This window comes from Nocardioides litoris, assembly GCF_006346315.1.
Taxonomy (GTDB): domain Bacteria; phylum Actinomycetota; class Actinomycetes; order Propionibacteriales; family Nocardioidaceae; genus Nocardioides; species Nocardioides litoris.
On the sequence record NZ_VDMR01000003.1, the window covers coordinates 366632 to 383504 of the forward strand.

Sequence of the window (16873 nt, forward strand, 5' to 3'; positions counted from 1 at the left end):
GTCGTCGAGGCACCGTCCCGGGCTGGCCGGGACACGTCGCGGGCCGCCGTCCTAGCCGAGTCCGGGCGCGCCCCACACGGCGAGCCTGCGACCGGGGTCGTCCTCGACGGGCAGCTCGGCCCGTACGGCGTCGAGGACGGAGATCTCGAGCAGCTCCTCACGCCGCTGCCCGCCACCCGCCGCGGGGGCGAAGGCGTAGAAGGTGCCCTGCTTGTAGAGGTAGACCAGGCCGACCCGGCGGCCGGCGGTGTCGGCCAGCGGGACCAACGTGCACAGCAGCCCGGTGCCGAACCCGGCGGCCTCCAGCGAGGTGTTGACCGCGTGCAGGTCGGTGCACAGCCCGCCCAGGTCACCCGTCTGCGGGTCGTGCGGCGGGCGGTCGACCTCGAGCCAGGTGAACCCGAAGCCGTCGGTCGTGACCCGGACCTCGGGCGCGTCGGCGCTCGCGCCCAGCAGGTCGACGACGTCGCGCTGGGTCTGGGCGAACGCCGCTCCGGCCGCGGGCCGGAAGCAGACCGACCCGTCGCCGGTGGGCACGAGGCCCAGCGCGGCCTGGAGGGTGATGGCCGCCGACGGCACCTGGAACAGCGCGTCGAGGTCGGCCGCCGGCGGCACCGACCGGCCGAGGATCTTGTCGAGGAAGCCCACCGCCGGCCCGCTCAGGCGCCCGGCGCGGCGAGGTCGCGCTCGATGCGGGCGAGCTGCTCGAGGCGACGCTGCAGCGGCGGGTGGGTGGAGGTGAGGCCGCCGAGGCTCATCGGCGTGATGCACAGCGCGCTGCCGGCGGCGACCTCGCGCAGGTCCTGCTGCGGGCTGCGCTCGACGCCGCCGGCGATCTTCTGCAGGGCGGAGGCGAGGTGGCCGGGCTGCAGGGTGAGGTAGGCGCCCGCGCGGTCGGCCGACAGCTCGCGGTAGCGCGAGAGCAGGCGGAGGAGCAGGAAGCTGACGGCGTACACCAGGAGGCTGAGGAACAGGACGAGCACCCAGACCGGCAGCCCGTTGCGGTTGTCGCGGCGCCCACCGCCCATCATGCCGAGCCCTCCGAACCGGGCGCCCTGGCTGAGGGTGCCGGCCGCGATCCCGGCCGAGGAGGCGACGGTCATGACGAGGACGTCGCGGTGGGCGACGTGCGAGAGCTCGTGGGCGAGGACGCCCTCGAGCTCCTCGGCGGTGAGCAGCTGCAGGATGCCGGTGGTCACGCAGACCACGGCCCGGTCGGGCGAGCGACCGGTGGCGAACGCATTGGGCACCGGGGTGTCGGCGACCCCGACGCGGGGCTTGGGCATGTCGGCCAGGGCGCAGAGCCGCTCGACCATGCCGTGCAGCTCGGGCGCCTCGGCGGGCGTCACCTCGCGTGCGCGCATGGCGCGCATCGCGACGACGTCGCTGCGGGCCCACTGGTAGATCGCGATGCCGATGCCGACCACGCCGATGACCAGCCCGAGCGCGGGGCTGCGCACGGCCAGGGCGAGGCCGACGACGAGCACGACGAACAGGCCGCCGAGCAGGAACATGACCAGGGTCATCCGCGCGGTCAGCCCGGAGTCGCCCACGAAGCGGGTGCGGGCCACGGGCCGGCCCCTAGCCGGGGATCAGGCCGTCGTCGGCGAGCAGCTCGCGGACCTCGTCCATGGAGGCGTCGCCGTGCGGGAGGATCAGGTCGGACTCGTGGATGTCCTCGAGGTCGTGGGTGACCCCGGCGGCGCGGACGCCCTCGAGCAGCGCGTGCAGCGCCGGGCGGAACGACGCCTCGTCACCGGCCTCGATGGCCGCCTCGACGGCGGCGTCGAGCTCGTTGAGCCGGTCGAGCGCCGACTCGGCGACGTCGTACTGGCCCTCACCGAGGATGCGGATGATGAGGCCGCCGGCGGCTCCGGTCGCCTCGGTCATCGCGGGGTCTCGCCCTCGGCCTGCTTGGACAGCGGGTCGGCGCTGCCCTGCTGGCCGGCACCGAGCTGGCCGGGCGCCTGCGGGGCGGAGAGGCCCTTGAGCCGGGCGAGCTCGAGCTCGACGTCGGACTGGCTGCTGAGCGAGTCGAGCTCACGGGCGATGTCGTCACCGGGCTGGGCGGTGACGTCGTCGAGCGCACCGGAGGCGATGAGCTCGTCGATGGCGCCGGCGCGGGCCTGCATCTGGGCGGTCTTGTCCTCCGCGCGCTGGATGGCCATGCCGACGTCGCCCATCTCCTCGCCGATGCCGGAGACGGCCTCGTTGATGCGGGTCTGCGCCTCGGCCGCGGTGTAGGTGGCCTTGATGGTCTCCTTGCGCGTGCGGAACGCCTCGACCTTGGCCTGCAGGCGCTGCTGGGCCAGGACGAGCTTCTCCTCCTCGCCCTGCAGCTGCGCGTGCTGGGCCTGGAGGTCGGAGATCTGCTGGGTGAGCCCGGACTTGCGGGTGAGCGCCTCGCGGGCGAGGTCCTCGCGGTCCATCTGCAGGGCCTTCTCGGCCTGGGTCTGCAGCTTGCCGGACTGCTGCTCGAGCTGGTTGATCTGCAGCTCGACGCGCTTGCGGCTGGTGGCCACGTCGGCCACGCCGCGGCGCACCTTCGAGAGCAGCTCCAGCTGGCGCTGGTAGCTGTAGTCGAGGGTCTCGCGCGGGTCCTCGGCGCGGTCGAGCGCCTTGTTGGCCTTGGCCCGGAAGATCAGGCTCATCCGCTTCATCACGCTCATGGCCACACCCTATGCCGCGGCGGCAAGGTCGTCACCGGCCCTGCGGGTACCCTGGTGGCGCCATGAAGCTGCGCCGATCGAAGCCCGACGAGGCCACCAGCGAGGTCACCCTCGCCAAGCCCGGGGGGAAGGGCCGACCCACCCCCACCCGCAAGGAGGCCGAGGCCGCTGCGCGGGCCAAGGCCAAGGTCCCGCGGACCCGCAAGGAGCAGATGCAGCGCCAGCGCGCGCTGCGCTCGGAGTCGAGCCAGAAGGTCCGCCAGGGCATGAAGGACGGCGACGAGCGCTACCTGCTCCCCCGCGACAAGGGCCCGGTGCGCCGCTTCGTGCGCGACTTCGTCGACGCCCGCTTCAGCTTCGCCGAGGTGGTCATCCCGCTGATGTTCGTCGCGATCTTCGTGCCGGCGCTGGTGCTGCCGCTGTTCCTCGTGCTGCTCATCGACCTGGTGTGGATGCGCTCGCGGCTGCGCAAGGCGCTGGCCGAGCGGTTCCCCGAGGAGTCGATGAAGGGCACCACCTACTACTCGATCACCCGGGCGATGCAGATGCGGTTCATGCGGTTGCCCAAGACCCAGGTCAAGATCGGCCAGGAGCTCCCCGAGCGCTACCGCTGAGGCGTCCGCACCCCGACCCCGACGCACCACCGCCCGGCACCTCGATCGCGAGGGGCCGGGCGGTGTCGTCGTACGGCGGGGCCGTGGGTCAGCCGAAGGACTCGGTGCGCCTCGGCGACTGCGTCTTGGCCGGGTCGCGCTCGACCACGTCGCCGACGACCTCGTCGATGGCGTCGAGCGCCGACTGCTCGAGCACGACACCGGCGGCCTTGACGTTGTCGGTGACCTGCTCGGGCCGGGAGGCGCCGATGATCGCCGAGGAGACGTTGGGGTTCTGCAGGGTCCAGGCGACGGCGAGCTGGGCCAGGCTGAGGCCGGCCTCCTCGGCGATGGGCTGCAGGCGCTGGACGCGCTCGAGGACGTCGTCGTCCAGCCAGCGCTTGATCATGTCGGCGCCGCCCTTCTCGTCGGTGGCCCGGGAGCCGGCCGGGTGCTCCCCGCCCGGCTTGTACTTGCCGGTGAGCACCCCCTGGGCGATGGGCGACCACACGACCTGGCCGATGCCGAGCTCCTCGCTGGTCGGCACGACCTCGGCCTCGATGACCCGCCACAGCATGTTGTACTGCGGCTGGTTGGAGACCAGCGGCACGCGCAGCTCGGTGGCCAGCTCGTGGGCGGCGCGCAGCTCCTCGGCCCGCCACTCCGAGACGCCGATGTAGAGGGCCTTGCCGGCGCGGACGACGTCGGCGAAGGCGAGCATCGTCTCCTCCAGCGGCGTCTCGTGGTCGAAGCGGTGCGCCTGGTAGAGGTCGACGTAGTCGGTCTGCAGCCGCTGCAGCGACCCGTCGATCGACTCCAGGATGTGCTTGCGGGACAGGCCGTGGTCGTTGTGGGCGCCGGGGCCGGTCGGGAAGTAGACCTTGGTGAAGATCTCCAGGCCGGCGCGGCGCTCGCCCTTGAGGGCCTCGCCGAGGACGGTCTCGGCCGCGGTGTTGGCGTAGACGTCGGCGGTGTCGAAGGTCGTGATGCCCTCCTCCAGCGCCTGCCGCACGCAGGCCTTGGCGGCGTCCTCCTCCACCTGTGAACCGTGGGTGAGCCAGTTGCCGTAGGAGACGGCCGAGACCCGCAGGCCGCTCCGTCCGAGGTTGCGAAACTCCATGCCGGCCAACCTAGCCACCACCACCTGGTGCCATGATCGGCGCCATGGCTGCTCCCACCGGACCGACCGCCGACGTCTCGGTCCGGGTCGCCTGGGCCGACGACGCCGACGCGATCGCGGCGGTGCAGGTGAGCGCCTGGGCCGTGCAGTACGCCGACGTCCTGCCCGCGGGGGCGCTGCCCGACGACCCGGCGCCGGTCGCCGAGGCCTGGCGCGCGTCGCTCGGTCGTCCCGCCGACGCCCGGCAGCGGGCCCTGGTGGCCCTCGAGCGCAACCGGGTGGTCGGGTTCGCGGTCACCGGACCGGCAGGTGACCCCGACTGCGACCCGGTCGCCGACGGCGAGGTGGGCGAGCTCGTCGTGCTGCCCGACGAGCAGGGCAAGGGTCACGGCAGCCGCCTGCTCCAGGCCTGCGCCGAGACGCTGCAGGCCGACCGGTTCACCCGGGCCGTGACCTGGACGCTCGCCGGCGACGACGACCGCCGGGCGTTCTTCACCGGCGCGGGCTGGGCGCCCGACACCGCCCACCGCGAGCTCGACCTCGACGGGTCGGGCGAGACGACGGTCAAGCAGGTCAGGCTGCACACCGCCCTGGCCTGAGGGGTGGCCGGCACCGGGCCTCGAGGCCGCGCAGCCGGCGTGCGCGACCCCACCCCCGGAGGTCGAGGAAGGCGCGCTGGCGCCTGTCTCCAGACCCGCCAACGGCTGCGGTCGTGTGGTCTCGAGACGGGACTCCGTCCCTCCTCGACCACCGTGCGGCCACCGGCTGCAGTCGTGTGGTCTCGAGACGGGACTCCGTCCCTCCTCGACCACCGTGCGGCCACCGGCTGCGGTCGTGTGGTCTCGAGACGGGACTCCGTCCCTCCTCGACCACCGTGCGGCCACCGGCTGCGGTCGTGTGGTCTCGAGACGGGACGTCGTCCCTCCTCGACCACCGTGCGGCCACCGGCTGAGGTGCGAGGAGCGGGCCCGGACGCGGAGAACGGGGTCCGTGCCGGTTCCGTCCGGCACGGACCCCGTTCGTCAGGGGTGGGGCTGGGTCAGCCGACGCTGACCGCGCTCCACGCGGCGGCGACGGCGTTCTGCTGGGCGCTGCCGGCGCCGTACAGGTCGCGGGCGGCGTTGAGGGTGGCGGTGCGCGCCTGGGCGTAGGTGGTGCCCGAGGTGAAGTAGGTCGTCAGCGCGCGGAACCAGATCTTCTCGGCGGCCTCGCGCCCGATGCCCGTGACGGTCGAGCCGTTGCAGGTCGACGAGCTGTGCGCCTTGCCGCCGATCGTCTTGGCGCCCGAGCCCTCGGCGAGCAGGTAGAAGAAGTGGTTGCCCACGCCCGAGGAGTAGTGGACGTCGAGGTTCTTGGTGCCGGCCGTGTAGCAGTTGGGCGACTGGCCGTCGGCGATCGGGTTGTCCATGCGACGGAAGCCGGCGCCGTTCTTGAGGTCGAACTCCTCGCCGATGTAGTAGTCGCCCGGGTCGTTGGCGTTGGCGGCGTGGAACTCGACCATCGTGCCGAAGATGTCGGAGGTGGCCTCGTTGAGGCCACCGGACTCGCCCGAGTAGGTCAGGTTGGCGGTGTTCTCGGTGACGCCGTGCGACATCTCGTGGCCGGCCACGTCGAGGGAGACGAGCGGGCCGAAGTTGGCGCCGTCGCCGTCGCCGTAGGTCATCTTCTTGCCGTCCCAGAAGGCGTTGACGTAGCCGTTGCCGTAGTGGACGCGGCTCGGCGCGGCGGTGCCGTTGCCGAAGATGCCGTTGCGGCCGAGCTCGTTCTTGAAGTAGTCGAACGTCTGGGCGTGGCCGTAGTGGGCGTCGACGGCCGCGGTCTCGCGGTTGGCGTTGGAGCCGGTGCCGAACGACGCGTCGGGGCTGGTGTAGGCCACGCCGGGGACGCAGCCGACGTTGAGGATCGTGCACAGGGCGCCGTCCTCGCGGTTCTGGGCGTCGGTGGTCTTGGCCCCGCCGTGCACCGGGTCGGTGAGCGTGAAGCCGCTGCCGGACTGGGTGACCTGGATCGGCACGGTGCCGCTGTAGAGCGAGCGGCCCTCGCCCTCGGCGGTGTGGATGCCCTCGACGCGACGGATGACGTCGCCGGTGCGCGCGTCGACGTACGTCGACAGCCGGCTCGGCGTGCCGTCGGACTGGCGGCCGACGGTGACGACCTCCCACGCCAGGCGAGGGGTGGCCCCACGAGCGTCGACGACCAAGCGGGGGGCCTGGTCGCTCGCGCGCAGGTTGCGGATGTCGCGGGTGCCCGCGGCGGGGGCCAGCGTGCGGCTGAGCGCCTTGGCGGCGCCGAGCACCGGCTCGACCACGAGGTCGACGGGCGTCTTGAGCGTCTGGCTCACCGACTCCAGGTCGGCGTCGGGGGCCTGGTGCACGACGAGGTCGCCGCCCAGCACCGGCAGCCCGCGGTAGGAGCGCTCCATGCGGACGTGGGTGCCGCCGTCCCGGTCGACGATGACGTCGGTGGTGGTGAGCTCCTGCTCGACGCTGCCCCGCGCGGCGGCAGACCCGGTGAGGGCGTCGACCGCCCGGGAGACGGCCTGGGCCGGCGTCGGCTTGGCGGTGACGGCCGGGTCGGCGGTGGCGACCGCGGCGACCGAGGCCGAGGCGGGCTGCAGGCCGGCGACGCCGACGACCGCCACCGCGGCAGCGGCCAGTCCGAGAGATGTGCGCATGGTGGTCCTCATCCGTTCGTGCGGCGCCCACGGAAGGGCGCCGTTCCTCGGCCGAGGGTGCTACGCGCGGTCTGGACCGGTCGACCGTCTCGACGCCCCACGTTTGTGCAGCGCAGGTTCCTGAGGCACCTGCGACACCGCGTCGCAGGTGGCGCGGGAGGGGCGGCTCAGCCGAGGTCGACGAGGTGCTCCAGGCCCACCACGAGACCCGGGTGGTCGCCGATCGCACGGACGGCCGCCAGCACGCCGGGGGCGAAGGACGAGCGGTGCAGCGAGTCGTGCCGGATCGTCAGGGTCTCGCCCAGGCCGCCGAGCACGACCTCCTGGTGCGCGACCAGGCCGCGGACCCGCAGGGCGTGCACGGGCACGCCGTCGACGTCGGCCCCGCGGGCCCCGTCGAGCGCGGTGGAGGTGGCGTCGGGGGCCGGGCCGGTGCCCGCGTCACGGCGGGCGGCCGCGACGAGCTCCGCCGTACGACGAGCGGTGCCGGACGGCGCGTCGGCCTTGTCGGGGTGGTGGAGCTCGACGATCTCGACCGAGTCGAAGTGGGGTGCGGCGAGGGCGGCGAACCGCATCATCAGCACCGCGCCGATGGAGAAGTTGGGGGCGATGAGGACGCCGCTGCGTGGCGCGTCGCCGAGCTGGTCGCGCAGGACGGCCAGGCGCTGCTCGTCGAACCCGGTGGTGCCGACGACGGCGTGGATGCCGTGCTCGATGCAGAGCGCCAGGTTGTCCATGACGACGTCGGGGTGGGTGAAGTCGACGACGACCTGGGCGCCGGCGGTGACGAGCACCTGCGGGTCGTCGCCCTGGTCGACCTCGGCGACGAGCTCGAGGTCCGTGGCGTCGGTCACGGCCGCGCACACCTCGGCCCCGACCTTGCCGCGCGCTCCCAGAACTCCGACCGCGATGGTGTCCGCCACGGCGCCAGGGTAGTGGGACGGTGCGTGTGCGGCCGCCCCGGTTCTGGCAGGGTGGGACGCATGCCTGCCCCGCAGATTCCGGCCCGGATCAGGTGGGCCGTCGACTTCATGGACCCCCAGCCGGGAGACCACGTCCTCGAGATCGGGTGCGGCGCCGGCGCCGCGGCCGAGCTGATCTGCTCGCGCCTGGAGACCGGCAAGATGTTCGCGATCGACCGGTCGGAGTCCGGGGTCGACCGCACCAAGCGCCGCAACGAGGCCGCGATCAAGGCCGGGCGACTGACCGTCCGCCAGATCGACCTCGCCACCCTGCGGGTGCCGGTCAAGCGCCTGACCAAGGTCTTCGCCTTCAACGTCGACCTCTTCTGGGTGCGCAACTGCGCCGACGAGATCGCGCTGCTGCACGAGCGCGTGCTCCCCGGGGGCGCGGTGCACCTGTTCTACGAGGTGAAGATCCCCGAGAAGGTGCCCGACATCGTCAAGGGCGCCTCGAAGGCCCTCGCCGACGGCGGGTTCCGGGTCGCGGCCGTCGACAACAGGGTGCCGCCGGTCGTCGGCATCGTCGGTCGCCGCTGACGCCGGCCCCGTGGACGACGGGCCGCTCGACCGCGCCGGGCTCGACCGCGAGCTGGCCCGGGCCGGGCTGCCGGCCATGGCCGACCAGGCCCGCGACCGGCGGCTCGGGACAGACCCCTGGGCGCTGACGACGTACAGCTGGCGTGGCGACCTGGTCACGACGGTCTTCGACGACGAGGACACCGCGTGCCGCGCCGCTCTCCTCGACGCGCTGCTGACGGCCGGGCTCCCTGGCGCCGAGGGCCGCTGGGACGACCTCGACCGGAGGCCCCTCGTCACGGCGACCGGCCCGGCGAGCCCACCGCCGGGTCCACCGGAGTGGAGGTGGGCCCGGGCGCTGCGGGCCGGCAGCGGCGCCCGGTCGCCGAGCTTCCTCGCCCAGCACGACGGCGTGGTCGCGATCGTCGACACCGAGGCGCTGTGGCGGCACGGGTCCGACGGGGCGGTGCTGCTCACCGCCATCGACGCCCGCTCCGGCGAGGTCCGCTGGTCCACGCCCGTGGTGCCGGCCGGCCTGGAGGTGCTGACGCACGCCGGCCTCCTCCTCGTGCACGTCGACGGGCGGCTGACGTCGTACGACCTGGCGGACGGTCGAGTGCGCTGGACGCGTCCCTTCCCGGGGCTGGACAGCGTGGCCGGGCTCGGGGGCGGCACGGTCGCGCTCCACGCCGACACGCGCGGCGGCCCGGTGGTCGGGCTCGACGTCGCGACCGGCGCGGAGCGGTACGTCACCGAGGCGCCGCCGCCGACGTGGGAGGGTCGCCCCCGCACCCCGCCCGCAGCCTGGTGGACGGCCGAGGTGGACGCCGGGGTGCTGCGGCTGGTGCGCACCGACGTCGCCGACGGTCAGCCGCACGTCGAGGCCACCCTCCCCCACCGCGTGGAGGGCCTCGACGGCGCCACGCTCATCCAGGTGGTCGAGCACCCGGTCGGCGTCGCGCGGCGGTTCCTCCGGGTCCGGTCCGCGCGCCGCCACGCCGTCGGGCTCCTCGTCGTCAGCCCGGACGGCAGCGAGGCCCCCCGCTGGGCCGACCCAGCGGCCGGGGCGGCTCGGGAGACCCGCACGGTGCCGGTGGACGCCGACCACGTGCTCACGACCGGCCGGGCGGCGCGCGACGGCCGGCCCAGCCGGATGTCGACCCTCGACGGGCGGATGGTCTGGGAGCGCCCCGACCTGCTGACCGTGCTGCACCGCGAGCCCGGCCTGACCGTGTGCCAGCGCCGGGACACCGTCGAGCCGCAGAACGCGTGGGCGCGCCAGCGCCACGACGACCTCGTGGTCGCGATCGACGACGACGGGCACGTCGTGTGGCAGGCCGACCTCGGACCCGCCGCGGTGGCCGGCGACGAGCTGTGGCACTGCCCACGGGGACAGGTGGGCGCCGTGCGCCTGCGCGACGGCGCACGACGCTGGGTGGTGCCGTCGCGACGGTTCACGCCGTGGCCGGTCGGACTGGCGGCTGTCGAGACCCTGGCCGCGAGCCGTCACCGCGGGGATCCGGCCGTGCTCGCGACGGGCACGACCCTGGTCGGCGTCCGGTAGGACCGCGCGAGGGTCAGGACGGCCCGACGACCGCCAGGACCTCCTTGCGCGTGAAGACCTCGGCGGCGACCTCGCGCACCTCCTCGAGCGTGACGGCGTCGATGCGCGCGATCACGCCGTCGATGTCGAGGAGCTCGTCGTGGACGAGCTCGGCCTTGCCGAGCCGGACCATCCGGGAGGCGGAGTCCTCCAGGCCGAGGACGAGACCGCCGCGCAGCTGGCCCTTGCCACGCTCGAGCTCCTCGGCGGTGATGCCGTGGGCGGCCACGCGGGAGAGCTCGAGCCGGACCACGGCCAGCGTCTCGTCGAGCTTGGCGGGCAGGCAGCCGACGCTGACGCCGACGAGACCGGCGTCGGCGTGGTGGGAGGAGAAGGAGTAGACCGAGTAGGCCAGGCCGCGGCGCTCACGGATCTCCTGGAACAGCCGCGAGGACGTGCCGCCGCCGAGCGCGGTGTTGAGGACACCGAGGGCGAAGCGGCGGTCGTCGTCGCGCGCGGGGCCCTCCATGCCCAGGACCACGTTGACCTGCTCGAAGGGCCGGGTGGCCTCGGAGGTGCCGGGCTTGACCCGCACCCGGCGCCCGAGCCGGCGCGGTCCGACCGGCTCGGCCTCGCCGTCGAGCCAGCCGCTGCGGCCGAAGGCCCGCTCGACCTGCCGGACGACGGTGGTGTGGTCGAGGTTGCCGGCGACGGCCACCACCATGCGCTCGGGTCGGTAGTGCCGTCGGTAGAAGCGCTGGATGGTCGCCCGGTCGAGGGCGGTGATGGACTCGACGGTGCCCGCGATCGGGCGGCCCAGCGGTGAGGTCGCGCCGAAGGCCTGCTCGGCGAACAGGTTGTGCACGACGTCGTCGGGGTCGTCGTCGTGCATGGCGATCTCGTCGAGGATGACCTCGCGCTCGGCCTCGACGTCGTCGTCGGTGATGACCGAGCTGGTGATCATGTCGCCCAGCACGTCGACGGCGAGCGGGAGGTCCTCGTCGAGCACCCGCGCGTGGAAGCAGGTGTACTCCTTGGCGGTGAAGGCGTTGATCTCACCGCCCACGGCGTCGAGGGCGATCGAGAGGTCGAACGCCGAGCGCTCGTGCGTCCCCTTGAACAGCAGGTGCTCGAGGAAGTGGGAGCAGCCGTGCAGCTTCGGCGTCTCGTCGCGCGACCCGACGTCGACGAAGACGCCGATCGTGGCCGACCGGGCGCCGGCCATCTGCTCGGTGACGATCCGCAACCCGCTGGCCAGCACGGTCCGGCGTACGCGTGAGGTGACCGCTCCCCCGCTGTCGCGCACCGTCGAGACGGTGCGCGTGGTCCTGCTCTTCTGCACGTCCTCCATCCTCCCCGGCCCGCCAAGGGCCCGAAAAACACGCTGACCCGCCGTGCGTTCACGACGGGTCAGCGCGGTGGATCAGGCCTCGGCGGGCTCGCTCGCCTCGGCGCCGGCCTCGGCCGACTCCTCGACCACCGGGATCAGCGAGAGCTTGCCGCGGTCGTCGACCTCGGCGATCTCGACCTGGATCTTCTGGCCGACCGAGACGACGTCCTCGACGTTCTCGACCCGCTTGCCGCCCACCAGGCCGCGCAGCTTGGTGATGTGGAGCAGGCCGTCCTTGCCGGGCAGCAGGGAGACGAACGCACCGAAGTTGGTCGTCTTCACGATCGTGCCGAGGTAGCGCTCGCCGACCTCGGGCATCGTCGGGTTGGCGATCTGGTTGACCGCGTTGCGCGCGGCCTCCGCGGCGTCGCCGTTGGTCGCCCCGATGTAGACCGTGCCGTCGTCCTCGATCGAGATCGTGGCGCCGGTGTCCTCCTGGATCTGGTTGATCACCTTGCCCTTCGGGCCGATGACCTCGCCGATCTTGTCGACCGGGACGCGCACGGTGATGATGCGCGGCGCGTGCACCGACATCTCCTCCGGGCCGTCGATGGCCTCGCCCATGACGTCGAGGATCGCCAGGCGGGCGTCCTTGGCCTGGGTCAGCGCGGCGGCCAGGACCTCGGCCGGGATGCCGTCGAGCTTGGTGTCGAGCTGCAGCGCGGTGACGAACTCGCGGGTGCCGGCGACCTTGAAGTCCATGTCGCCCATCGCGTCCTCGGCGCCGAGGATGTCGGTCAGCGCGACGTACGTCGTCTCGCCGTCGACCTCGCCGGAGATGAGGCCCATCGCGATGCCGGCCACGGGCGCCTTGAGCGGCACGCCCGCCTGGAGCAGGGACAGCGTCGAGGCGCAGACCGAGCCCATCGAGGTCGAGCCGTTGGAGCCCATGGCCTCCGACAGCTGGCGGATCGCGTAGGGGAACTCCTCGCGGCTCGGCAGCACCGGCAGGATGGCGCGGCGCGCGAGCGCACCGTGGCCGACCTCGCGGCGCTTGGGCGAGCCCACGCGGCCGGTCTCGCCGGTGGAGAACGGCGGGAAGACGTACTTGTGCATGTAGCGGCGGTGCTTCTCGGGGCTCAAGGTGTCGAGCTGCTGCTCGAGCTTGAGCATGTTGAGCGTGGTGACGCCGAGGATCTGGGTCTCGCCGCGCTCGAACAGGGCCGAGCCGTGCACCCGCGGGATGACGCCGACCTCGGCGAACAGCGGACGGATGTCGGCCAGGCCGCGGCCGTCCATGCGGACCTTGTCGCGCAGGACGCGCTCGCGCATGAGGGACTTGGTGACCGCCTTGAAGGCCGCCCCGATTTCCTTCTCGCGACCCTCGAACTGGGCGCCGACCTGGTCGAGCAGCGAGGCCTTGACCTCGTCGAGCTTCTCGTCGCGCTCCTGCTTGCCCACGATGGCCAGGGCCTCGGTCGTGGCGGTCGCGGAGGCGGCGTGCACGGCGTCGTACACGTCGTCCTCGAAGTCGAGGAAGACCGGGAACTCCTGCACGGGCTTGGCGGCCTGCTTGGCCAGCTCGGCCTGCGCGTCGCAGAGCTGCTTGATGAAGGGCTTGGCGGCGTCGAGGCCACCGGCCACGACCTCCTCCGAGGGAGCCTGGCTGCCGGAGGCGACCAGCTCGTAGGTGTTCTCGGGGGCCTCGGCCTCGACCATCATGATCGCGACGTCACCGGAGTCGGTGACCCGACCGGCGACGACCATGTCGAACACGGCGCTCTCGAGCTGGCTGTGGCTCGGGAAGGCGACCCACTGGCCCTCGATGAGGGCGACGCGGACGCCGCCGACCGGGCCGGAGAACGGCAGGCCGGAGAGCTGGGTCGACATCGACGCGGCGTTGATGGCCAGCACGTCGTAGGGCTGGTCGGGGTCGAGCGCCATGACGGTGATGACGACCTGGACCTCGTTGCGCAGGCCCTTCTTGAAGGTCGGGCGCAGCGGGCGGTCGATGAGGCGGCAGGTGAGGATCGCGTCCTCACCCGGGCGACCCTCGGACCGGAAGAAGGAGCCGGGGATCTGGCCCACGGCGTACATCCGCTCCTCGACGTCGATCGTCAGGGGGAAGAAGTCGAAGTGGTCCTTGGGGTGCTTGCCGGCCGTGGTGGCCGAGAGCAGCATCGTCTCGTCGTCGAGGTAGGCAGTCACCGAACCGGCGGCCTGACGGGCCAGCAGGCCGGTCTCGAACTTGACGGTGCGGGTGCCGAACTTGCCGTTGTCGAGGACGGTCTCGACAGCGGTGATGACGGGTTCTGTCACGTGTGACTCTTTCGTTCGCGGTGCGATCCGCGACTCCCGCGCACGTGCCCCGGCCCCGACGGGGCCCGGAGCGGTTGGCCGATCTTCGATCGAGACCCGCAGGGGCGGCATGCCGGCTCCTGAAGATCACTACCGAGGACCGGGCCTGACGGTGGCGCGGATCGCTCCTGTGAGTGGGTGTTCAGTTGTGGTGGTGCGTGGGGGCCTGACCCCAAAACTACTCGTCGGGGCCCACCGGGTGGTGGACCCCGACGTGGGTCAGCGGCGCAGGCCGAGACGCTCGATGATCGAGCGGTAGCGCTCGATCTCGGTCTTGCGCAGGTAGTTGAGCAACCGGCGGCGCTGGCCGACGAGCAGCAGCAGACCACGACGGCTGTGGTGGTCGTGCTTGTGCGTCTTGAGGTGCTCGGTCAGGTGGGCGATCCGGTGGCTGAGCAGCGCGATCTGCACCTCGGGCGAGCCGGTGTCGCCCTCGGTCGTGGCGTACTCGGCGATGATCTTCTTCTTGGTCTCCGCGTCGGTACCGACGGACATGCGTCTCCTCCTGGGTGTTCACTCGCTGCGCGGCGCGCCGGGGCCTGTTCTCCCGGGCACTCTGGATCCGCGGCCGTTGCACGGCGGTCAGGGTGATGCCCGTCCCAGCACGGGACGGACAGGACAATCTAGCGCGACGCGGGCGGGTCACCCAATCGCGCGGGCTCCATCGTGTCCTGCGGGGCTGGTGGTCGCGGGTGGGTCGGGTGGCCGCGCGCGTGGCAGGCCGCGTCTCGACGTCAAGGACGCTCGCTGCGCTCGCGCCGCTGCGCGGCGGCCTGCGGCCGTCCTTGACCCCGAGCCTCGCGCGACCCGCCGACCTGCGCGCTGTCGGCGACGCCTCGGGTCCCGTGCCCGGCGCGCCGCCGCTGGCGCGGCCACCCGCCCCACCAGCAACAACCACCCCTCTCCTGGGCGGGATCTCCCGCTCCTGGTCGGTAGTTCCCCGCCAGGAGTGGGAGATCGGCGCCAGGAGTCAGGGCGGCCGCGCCAGCGGCGGCGCGGGCGGAGCCCGTGCCGTCGAGCGCGCCGTCAGTCGATCGGGCGAGGCTCCGGGTCAAGGACCGCGAAGCGGCCGCGCAGCGGCGCCGCAGGCGTCCTTGACGCGGAGACCCGATCGACTACGCGCGCAGCCGCCCACACCAACCACAGGGTGTAGCCCGCAGACCGGCTGCGAGGCTTCGAGGCTCGTCGCTGGTGCTCCTCGCACCTCGGGCAACGGGGGTCAGGAGGTGCCGACCTTGACGCACATGACGTCGGGCAGGTGGGCCACGACCTCGCGCCAGGAGTCGCCGGCGTCGGCCGAGGCCCACACGGCGCCGTTGCGCGCACCGACGTACAGCCCGGCGGGGCCGTGGTCGTCGGCGCACATCGCGTCGCGCATGACGCTGACGTAGAAGCGGTCGGGCAGGCCGTGGTCGAGCGGCTCCCAGGAGGCGCCGGCGTCGCGGCTGCGCCAGACTCGGGCGCGGGCGTTCGGCGGGTAGCGGCTCTCCCCGGCGCCGTTGGGCCAGACGTACAGGGTGTCGGGCTCGTGGGGGTGGACCACGACCGGGAAGCCGAAGTCGCTCGGCAGCCCGTCGGCGATGGGGTGCCAGGTGGCGGCGTGGTCGTCGGAGCGGTAGACGCCGCCGTGGTTCTGCAGGTAGAGCCGGTCGGGGCGCGAGGGGTGTCGGGCCACCTTGTGCACGCACTGGCCGAACTCGGGGTACTGCGAGCCCTCGGGCAGGAAGTCCGCGCGCACGCCCACGTTGCGCGGCGTCCACGACCGGCCGGCGTCGGCGGTCTGGTAGACGCCGCCGGTGGAGATGGCCACGGTCACCGAGTCGGGATCGGTGGGGTGCGGCAGGATCGTGTGGAAGGCCTGGCCGCCGAAGCCGGCGCCCCAGTCCGGGCGGTGCGGGTGGTTCCAGAGCGCCTCCTCGAGGGCGAAGGTCTCGCCCCCGTCGCGGGAGCGCCACACCGCGCCCGGCTCGGTCCCGGCCCACACCTCACCGTCGCCCGGGCCCGCGACGAGCTGCCAGACCCGCTCGACGCTGGCTCCGCTGCCCTCGGGGAACCGGACGCCCCCGCCGGGGGTCTCGTGCCAGGTCTCGCCGAGGTCGTCGGACCACCGCACCTGCGGCCCGAGCCACGACGACGAGGCACCGGCGAGCAGCCGCGGCCGCCCGCCCTCGCCCGACCGCGGGAGGACGAGGCAGGAGTAGACCTCCTCCATGTCGTGGTGCGGGCCGGTGAACGACCAGTCCGCCCGGTCGTCGTCCGACGTCCCGATCCACAGTCCCTTGCGCGTGCCGACCATCAGTACAGTGCCCATGCCAGGTCGACCGGCCCCGCGGCCCGGACTCATCGGTCGGTCAGTGGCCATGGCCGGCCAGCCAGAGCGCGACCTCCTCGCCGGCGAGCACGCCGGTGGCGTCGGTGAGCGGGCCGTCCCACCCGTGGGTCTCGAGGTAGGCGCCGCGCGGGACCAGCGCGTGCTCGGCCATCCGGAGCATGCCATCGTCGAGCAGCGAGTCGCCGGCCGCGGCGACCAGCGGGTCGTCGTCGAGCTCGACCAGGCGGGCCAGGCCGGCCTCCTTGGTCAGGGTGTCGGGCATGGCGTAGACCTTGGTCTGCTCGTGGGTCAGCCGCCAGCCGTCCGCAGCCGCCACCGCCTCGAGCTCCTCCACCCAGGCGGCCTCGACGGGCTCGCCGTTGAGCAGGAAGTAGGCGAAGGTGCCGTCGGCGTCGCGCAGCCCGCGCACGTGCGGCGCCTCGACGAGGTGGGCCACCCGCTGCGCGAACTCCGCCATCGGCCGCCGCTGGGCCACCAGCGCCTCGGTGGCCTGCGCGTGGTCGGGGTCGGGCACGCCATCGACGAGCAGCGCGCCGCCGTTGAGGCACAGCACCCGCTTGTACGACGGCAGGGTCAGCCGCAGCACCTGGGCCGGGGTGCGGGTGGTGCACAGCACGAGGTCGGGCCGGCCCTCCAGGGCGGCGTACGCCGTGCGGGTGACGTAGGCCCAGTCACGGCCGTCGAGCACCTCGCAGACCACGAGGTCCTCGAGCGGCACGTCGCCGACCCGCTTGTGCGACCACAACAGCGTGCGGTCGATGTCGGAGGCGATCACG

General features: G+C 73.2%; 16 protein-coding genes. 4 read left to right on the forward strand and 12 right to left on the reverse strand.

Going from position 1 to position 16873, the window contains the following annotated elements; genetic code table 11:
• Window positions 1-51: 51 nt before the first annotated feature.
• Genes pspAB through FJQ57_RS13940 form a run of 4 tightly spaced genes read right to left on the reverse strand, consistent with a single transcriptional unit; the run spans window position 52 to window position 2669 of the window.
• A complete protein-coding gene (gene pspAB / locus FJQ57_RS13925) occupies window positions 52-648 on the reverse strand; it encodes a PspA-associated protein PspAB (RefSeq protein ID WP_139981238.1) in 597 nt (198 codons plus the stop codon).
• A gap of 11 nt (window positions 649-659) precedes the next feature.
• On the reverse strand, window positions 660-1571 hold the full coding sequence (htpX, locus tag FJQ57_RS13930; RefSeq protein WP_139981240.1) for a zinc metalloprotease HtpX: 912 nt from the start codon (window positions 1569-1571) through the stop codon (window positions 660-662).
• Window positions 1572-1581: 10 nt separating this feature from the next.
• Window positions 1582-1890 (reverse strand): PspA-associated protein PspAA, encoded by a 309-nt coding sequence (gene pspAA / locus FJQ57_RS13935; RefSeq protein ID WP_139981242.1) that lies wholly within the window; start codon window positions 1888-1890, stop codon window positions 1582-1584.
• Window positions 1887-2669 carry a PspA/IM30 family protein gene (locus tag FJQ57_RS13940; RefSeq protein WP_211348923.1) on the reverse strand — a complete coding sequence of 261 codons (783 nt, stop codon included), beginning with the start codon at window positions 2667-2669 and terminating at the stop codon, window positions 1887-1889. Before FJQ57_RS13940 ends, pspAA begins: the two co-directional genes overlap by 4 nt.
• A 62-nt stretch (window positions 2670-2731) precedes the next feature.
• Between FJQ57_RS13940 and FJQ57_RS13945 the strand changes: the two genes are divergently transcribed.
• Window positions 2732-3283: a DUF3043 domain-containing protein gene (locus tag FJQ57_RS13945; protein ID WP_139981244.1), complete on the forward strand. Its 552-nt coding sequence runs from the start codon at window positions 2732-2734 to the stop codon at window positions 3281-3283.
• 88 nt (window positions 3284-3371) lie between these two features.
• Here FJQ57_RS13945 and FJQ57_RS13950 read toward each other — a convergent pair whose 3' ends face one another.
• Entirely contained in the window at window positions 3372-4382 is a 1011-nt protein-coding gene (locus FJQ57_RS13950; RefSeq protein ID WP_139981246.1) for an aldo/keto reductase family protein, read from the reverse strand.
• Window positions 4383-4426: 44 nt separating this feature from the next.
• Here FJQ57_RS13950 and FJQ57_RS13955 point away from each other — a divergent pair, with 44 nt between their 5' ends.
• Window positions 4427-4981 carry a GNAT family N-acetyltransferase gene (locus FJQ57_RS13955; protein ID WP_139981248.1) on the forward strand — a complete coding sequence of 185 codons (555 nt, stop codon included), beginning with the start codon at window positions 4427-4429 and terminating at the stop codon, window positions 4979-4981.
• A 440-nt stretch (window positions 4982-5421) separates the two neighbouring features.
• On the opposite strand, the gene FJQ57_RS13960 is transcribed toward FJQ57_RS13955, so the two are convergent.
• Both FJQ57_RS13960 and dapB read right to left on the reverse strand, forming a co-directional pair.
• On the reverse strand, window positions 5422-7056 hold the full coding sequence (locus FJQ57_RS13960) for a M4 family metallopeptidase (protein WP_139981249.1): 1635 nt from the start codon (window positions 7054-7056) through the stop codon (window positions 5422-5424).
• A gap of 167 nt (window positions 7057-7223) precedes the next feature.
• Window positions 7224-7979, reverse strand: coding sequence for a 4-hydroxy-tetrahydrodipicolinate reductase (gene dapB, locus FJQ57_RS13965; protein ID WP_211348924.1), 756 nt, complete (start codon window positions 7977-7979; stop codon window positions 7224-7226).
• 60 nt (window positions 7980-8039) lie between these two features.
• Here dapB and FJQ57_RS13970 point away from each other — a divergent pair, with 60 nt between their 5' ends.
• A complete protein-coding gene (locus FJQ57_RS13970; RefSeq protein ID WP_139981251.1) occupies window positions 8040-8555 on the forward strand; it encodes an SAM-dependent methyltransferase in 516 nt (171 codons plus the stop codon).
• 10 nt (window positions 8556-8565) lie between these two features.
• Window positions 8566-10098, forward strand: a complete 1533-nt coding sequence (locus FJQ57_RS23635) for an outer membrane protein assembly factor BamB family protein (RefSeq protein ID WP_139981253.1) — start codon at window positions 8566-8568, stop codon at window positions 10096-10098.
• 13 nt (window positions 10099-10111) lie between these two features.
• Here FJQ57_RS23635 and FJQ57_RS13980 read toward each other — a convergent pair whose 3' ends face one another.
• From FJQ57_RS13980 to FJQ57_RS14000, 5 genes are all read right to left on the reverse strand, one after another.
• A complete protein-coding gene (locus FJQ57_RS13980) occupies window positions 10112-11419 on the reverse strand; it encodes a M16 family metallopeptidase (RefSeq protein ID WP_246081813.1) in 1308 nt (435 codons plus the stop codon).
• Between the two features lie 81 nt (window positions 11420-11500).
• Complete coding sequence (locus tag FJQ57_RS13985) at window positions 11501-13726, reverse strand: polyribonucleotide nucleotidyltransferase (protein WP_246081814.1); 2226 nt, start codon at window positions 13724-13726, stop codon at window positions 11501-11503.
• A 258-nt stretch (window positions 13727-13984) separates the two neighbouring features.
• Window positions 13985-14260, reverse strand: coding sequence for a 30S ribosomal protein S15 (gene rpsO / locus FJQ57_RS13990; RefSeq protein ID WP_139981258.1), 276 nt, complete (start codon window positions 14258-14260; stop codon window positions 13985-13987).
• A gap of 724 nt (window positions 14261-14984) precedes the next feature.
• Complete coding sequence (locus FJQ57_RS13995) at window positions 14985-16076, reverse strand: WD40/YVTN/BNR-like repeat-containing protein (RefSeq protein WP_139981260.1); 1092 nt, start codon at window positions 16074-16076, stop codon at window positions 14985-14987.
• A gap of 40 nt (window positions 16077-16116) precedes the next feature.
• Window positions 16117-16872 (reverse strand): Cof-type HAD-IIB family hydrolase, encoded by a 756-nt coding sequence (locus tag FJQ57_RS14000; protein WP_139981262.1) that lies wholly within the window; start codon window positions 16870-16872, stop codon window positions 16117-16119.
• Window position 16873: the final 1 nt, after the last annotated feature.

Bases quoted from the DNA above. Each gene is read 5' to 3' on its own strand.
- FJQ57_RS13995 (WP_139981260.1), bottom strand. From the start codon at position 16,076: ATGGGCACTGTACTGATGGTCGGCACGCGCAAGGGACTGTGGATCGGG.
- FJQ57_RS13945 (WP_139981244.1), top strand. From the start codon at position 2,732: ATGAAGCTGCGCCGATCGAAGCCCGACGAGGCCACCAGCGAGGTCACC.
- FJQ57_RS13940 (WP_211348923.1), bottom strand. From the start codon at position 2,669: ATGAGCGTGATGAAGCGGATGAGCCTGATCTTCCGGGCCAAGGCCAAC.
- FJQ57_RS13960 (WP_139981249.1), bottom strand. From the start codon at position 7,056: ATGCGCACATCTCTCGGACTGGCCGCTGCCGCGGTGGCGGTCGTCGGC.
- FJQ57_RS13955 (WP_139981248.1), top strand. From the start codon at position 4,427: ATGGCTGCTCCCACCGGACCGACCGCCGACGTCTCGGTCCGGGTCGCC.
- pspAA (WP_139981242.1), bottom strand. From the start codon at position 1,890: ATGACCGAGGCGACCGGAGCCGCCGGCGGCCTCATCATCCGCATCCTC.
- rpsO (WP_139981258.1), bottom strand. From the start codon at position 14,260: ATGTCCGTCGGTACCGACGCGGAGACCAAGAAGAAGATCATCGCCGAG.
- FJQ57_RS13970 (WP_139981251.1), top strand. From the start codon at position 8,040: ATGCCTGCCCCGCAGATTCCGGCCCGGATCAGGTGGGCCGTCGACTTC.
- FJQ57_RS13950 (WP_139981246.1), bottom strand. From the start codon at position 4,382: ATGGAGTTTCGCAACCTCGGACGGAGCGGCCTGCGGGTCTCGGCCGTC.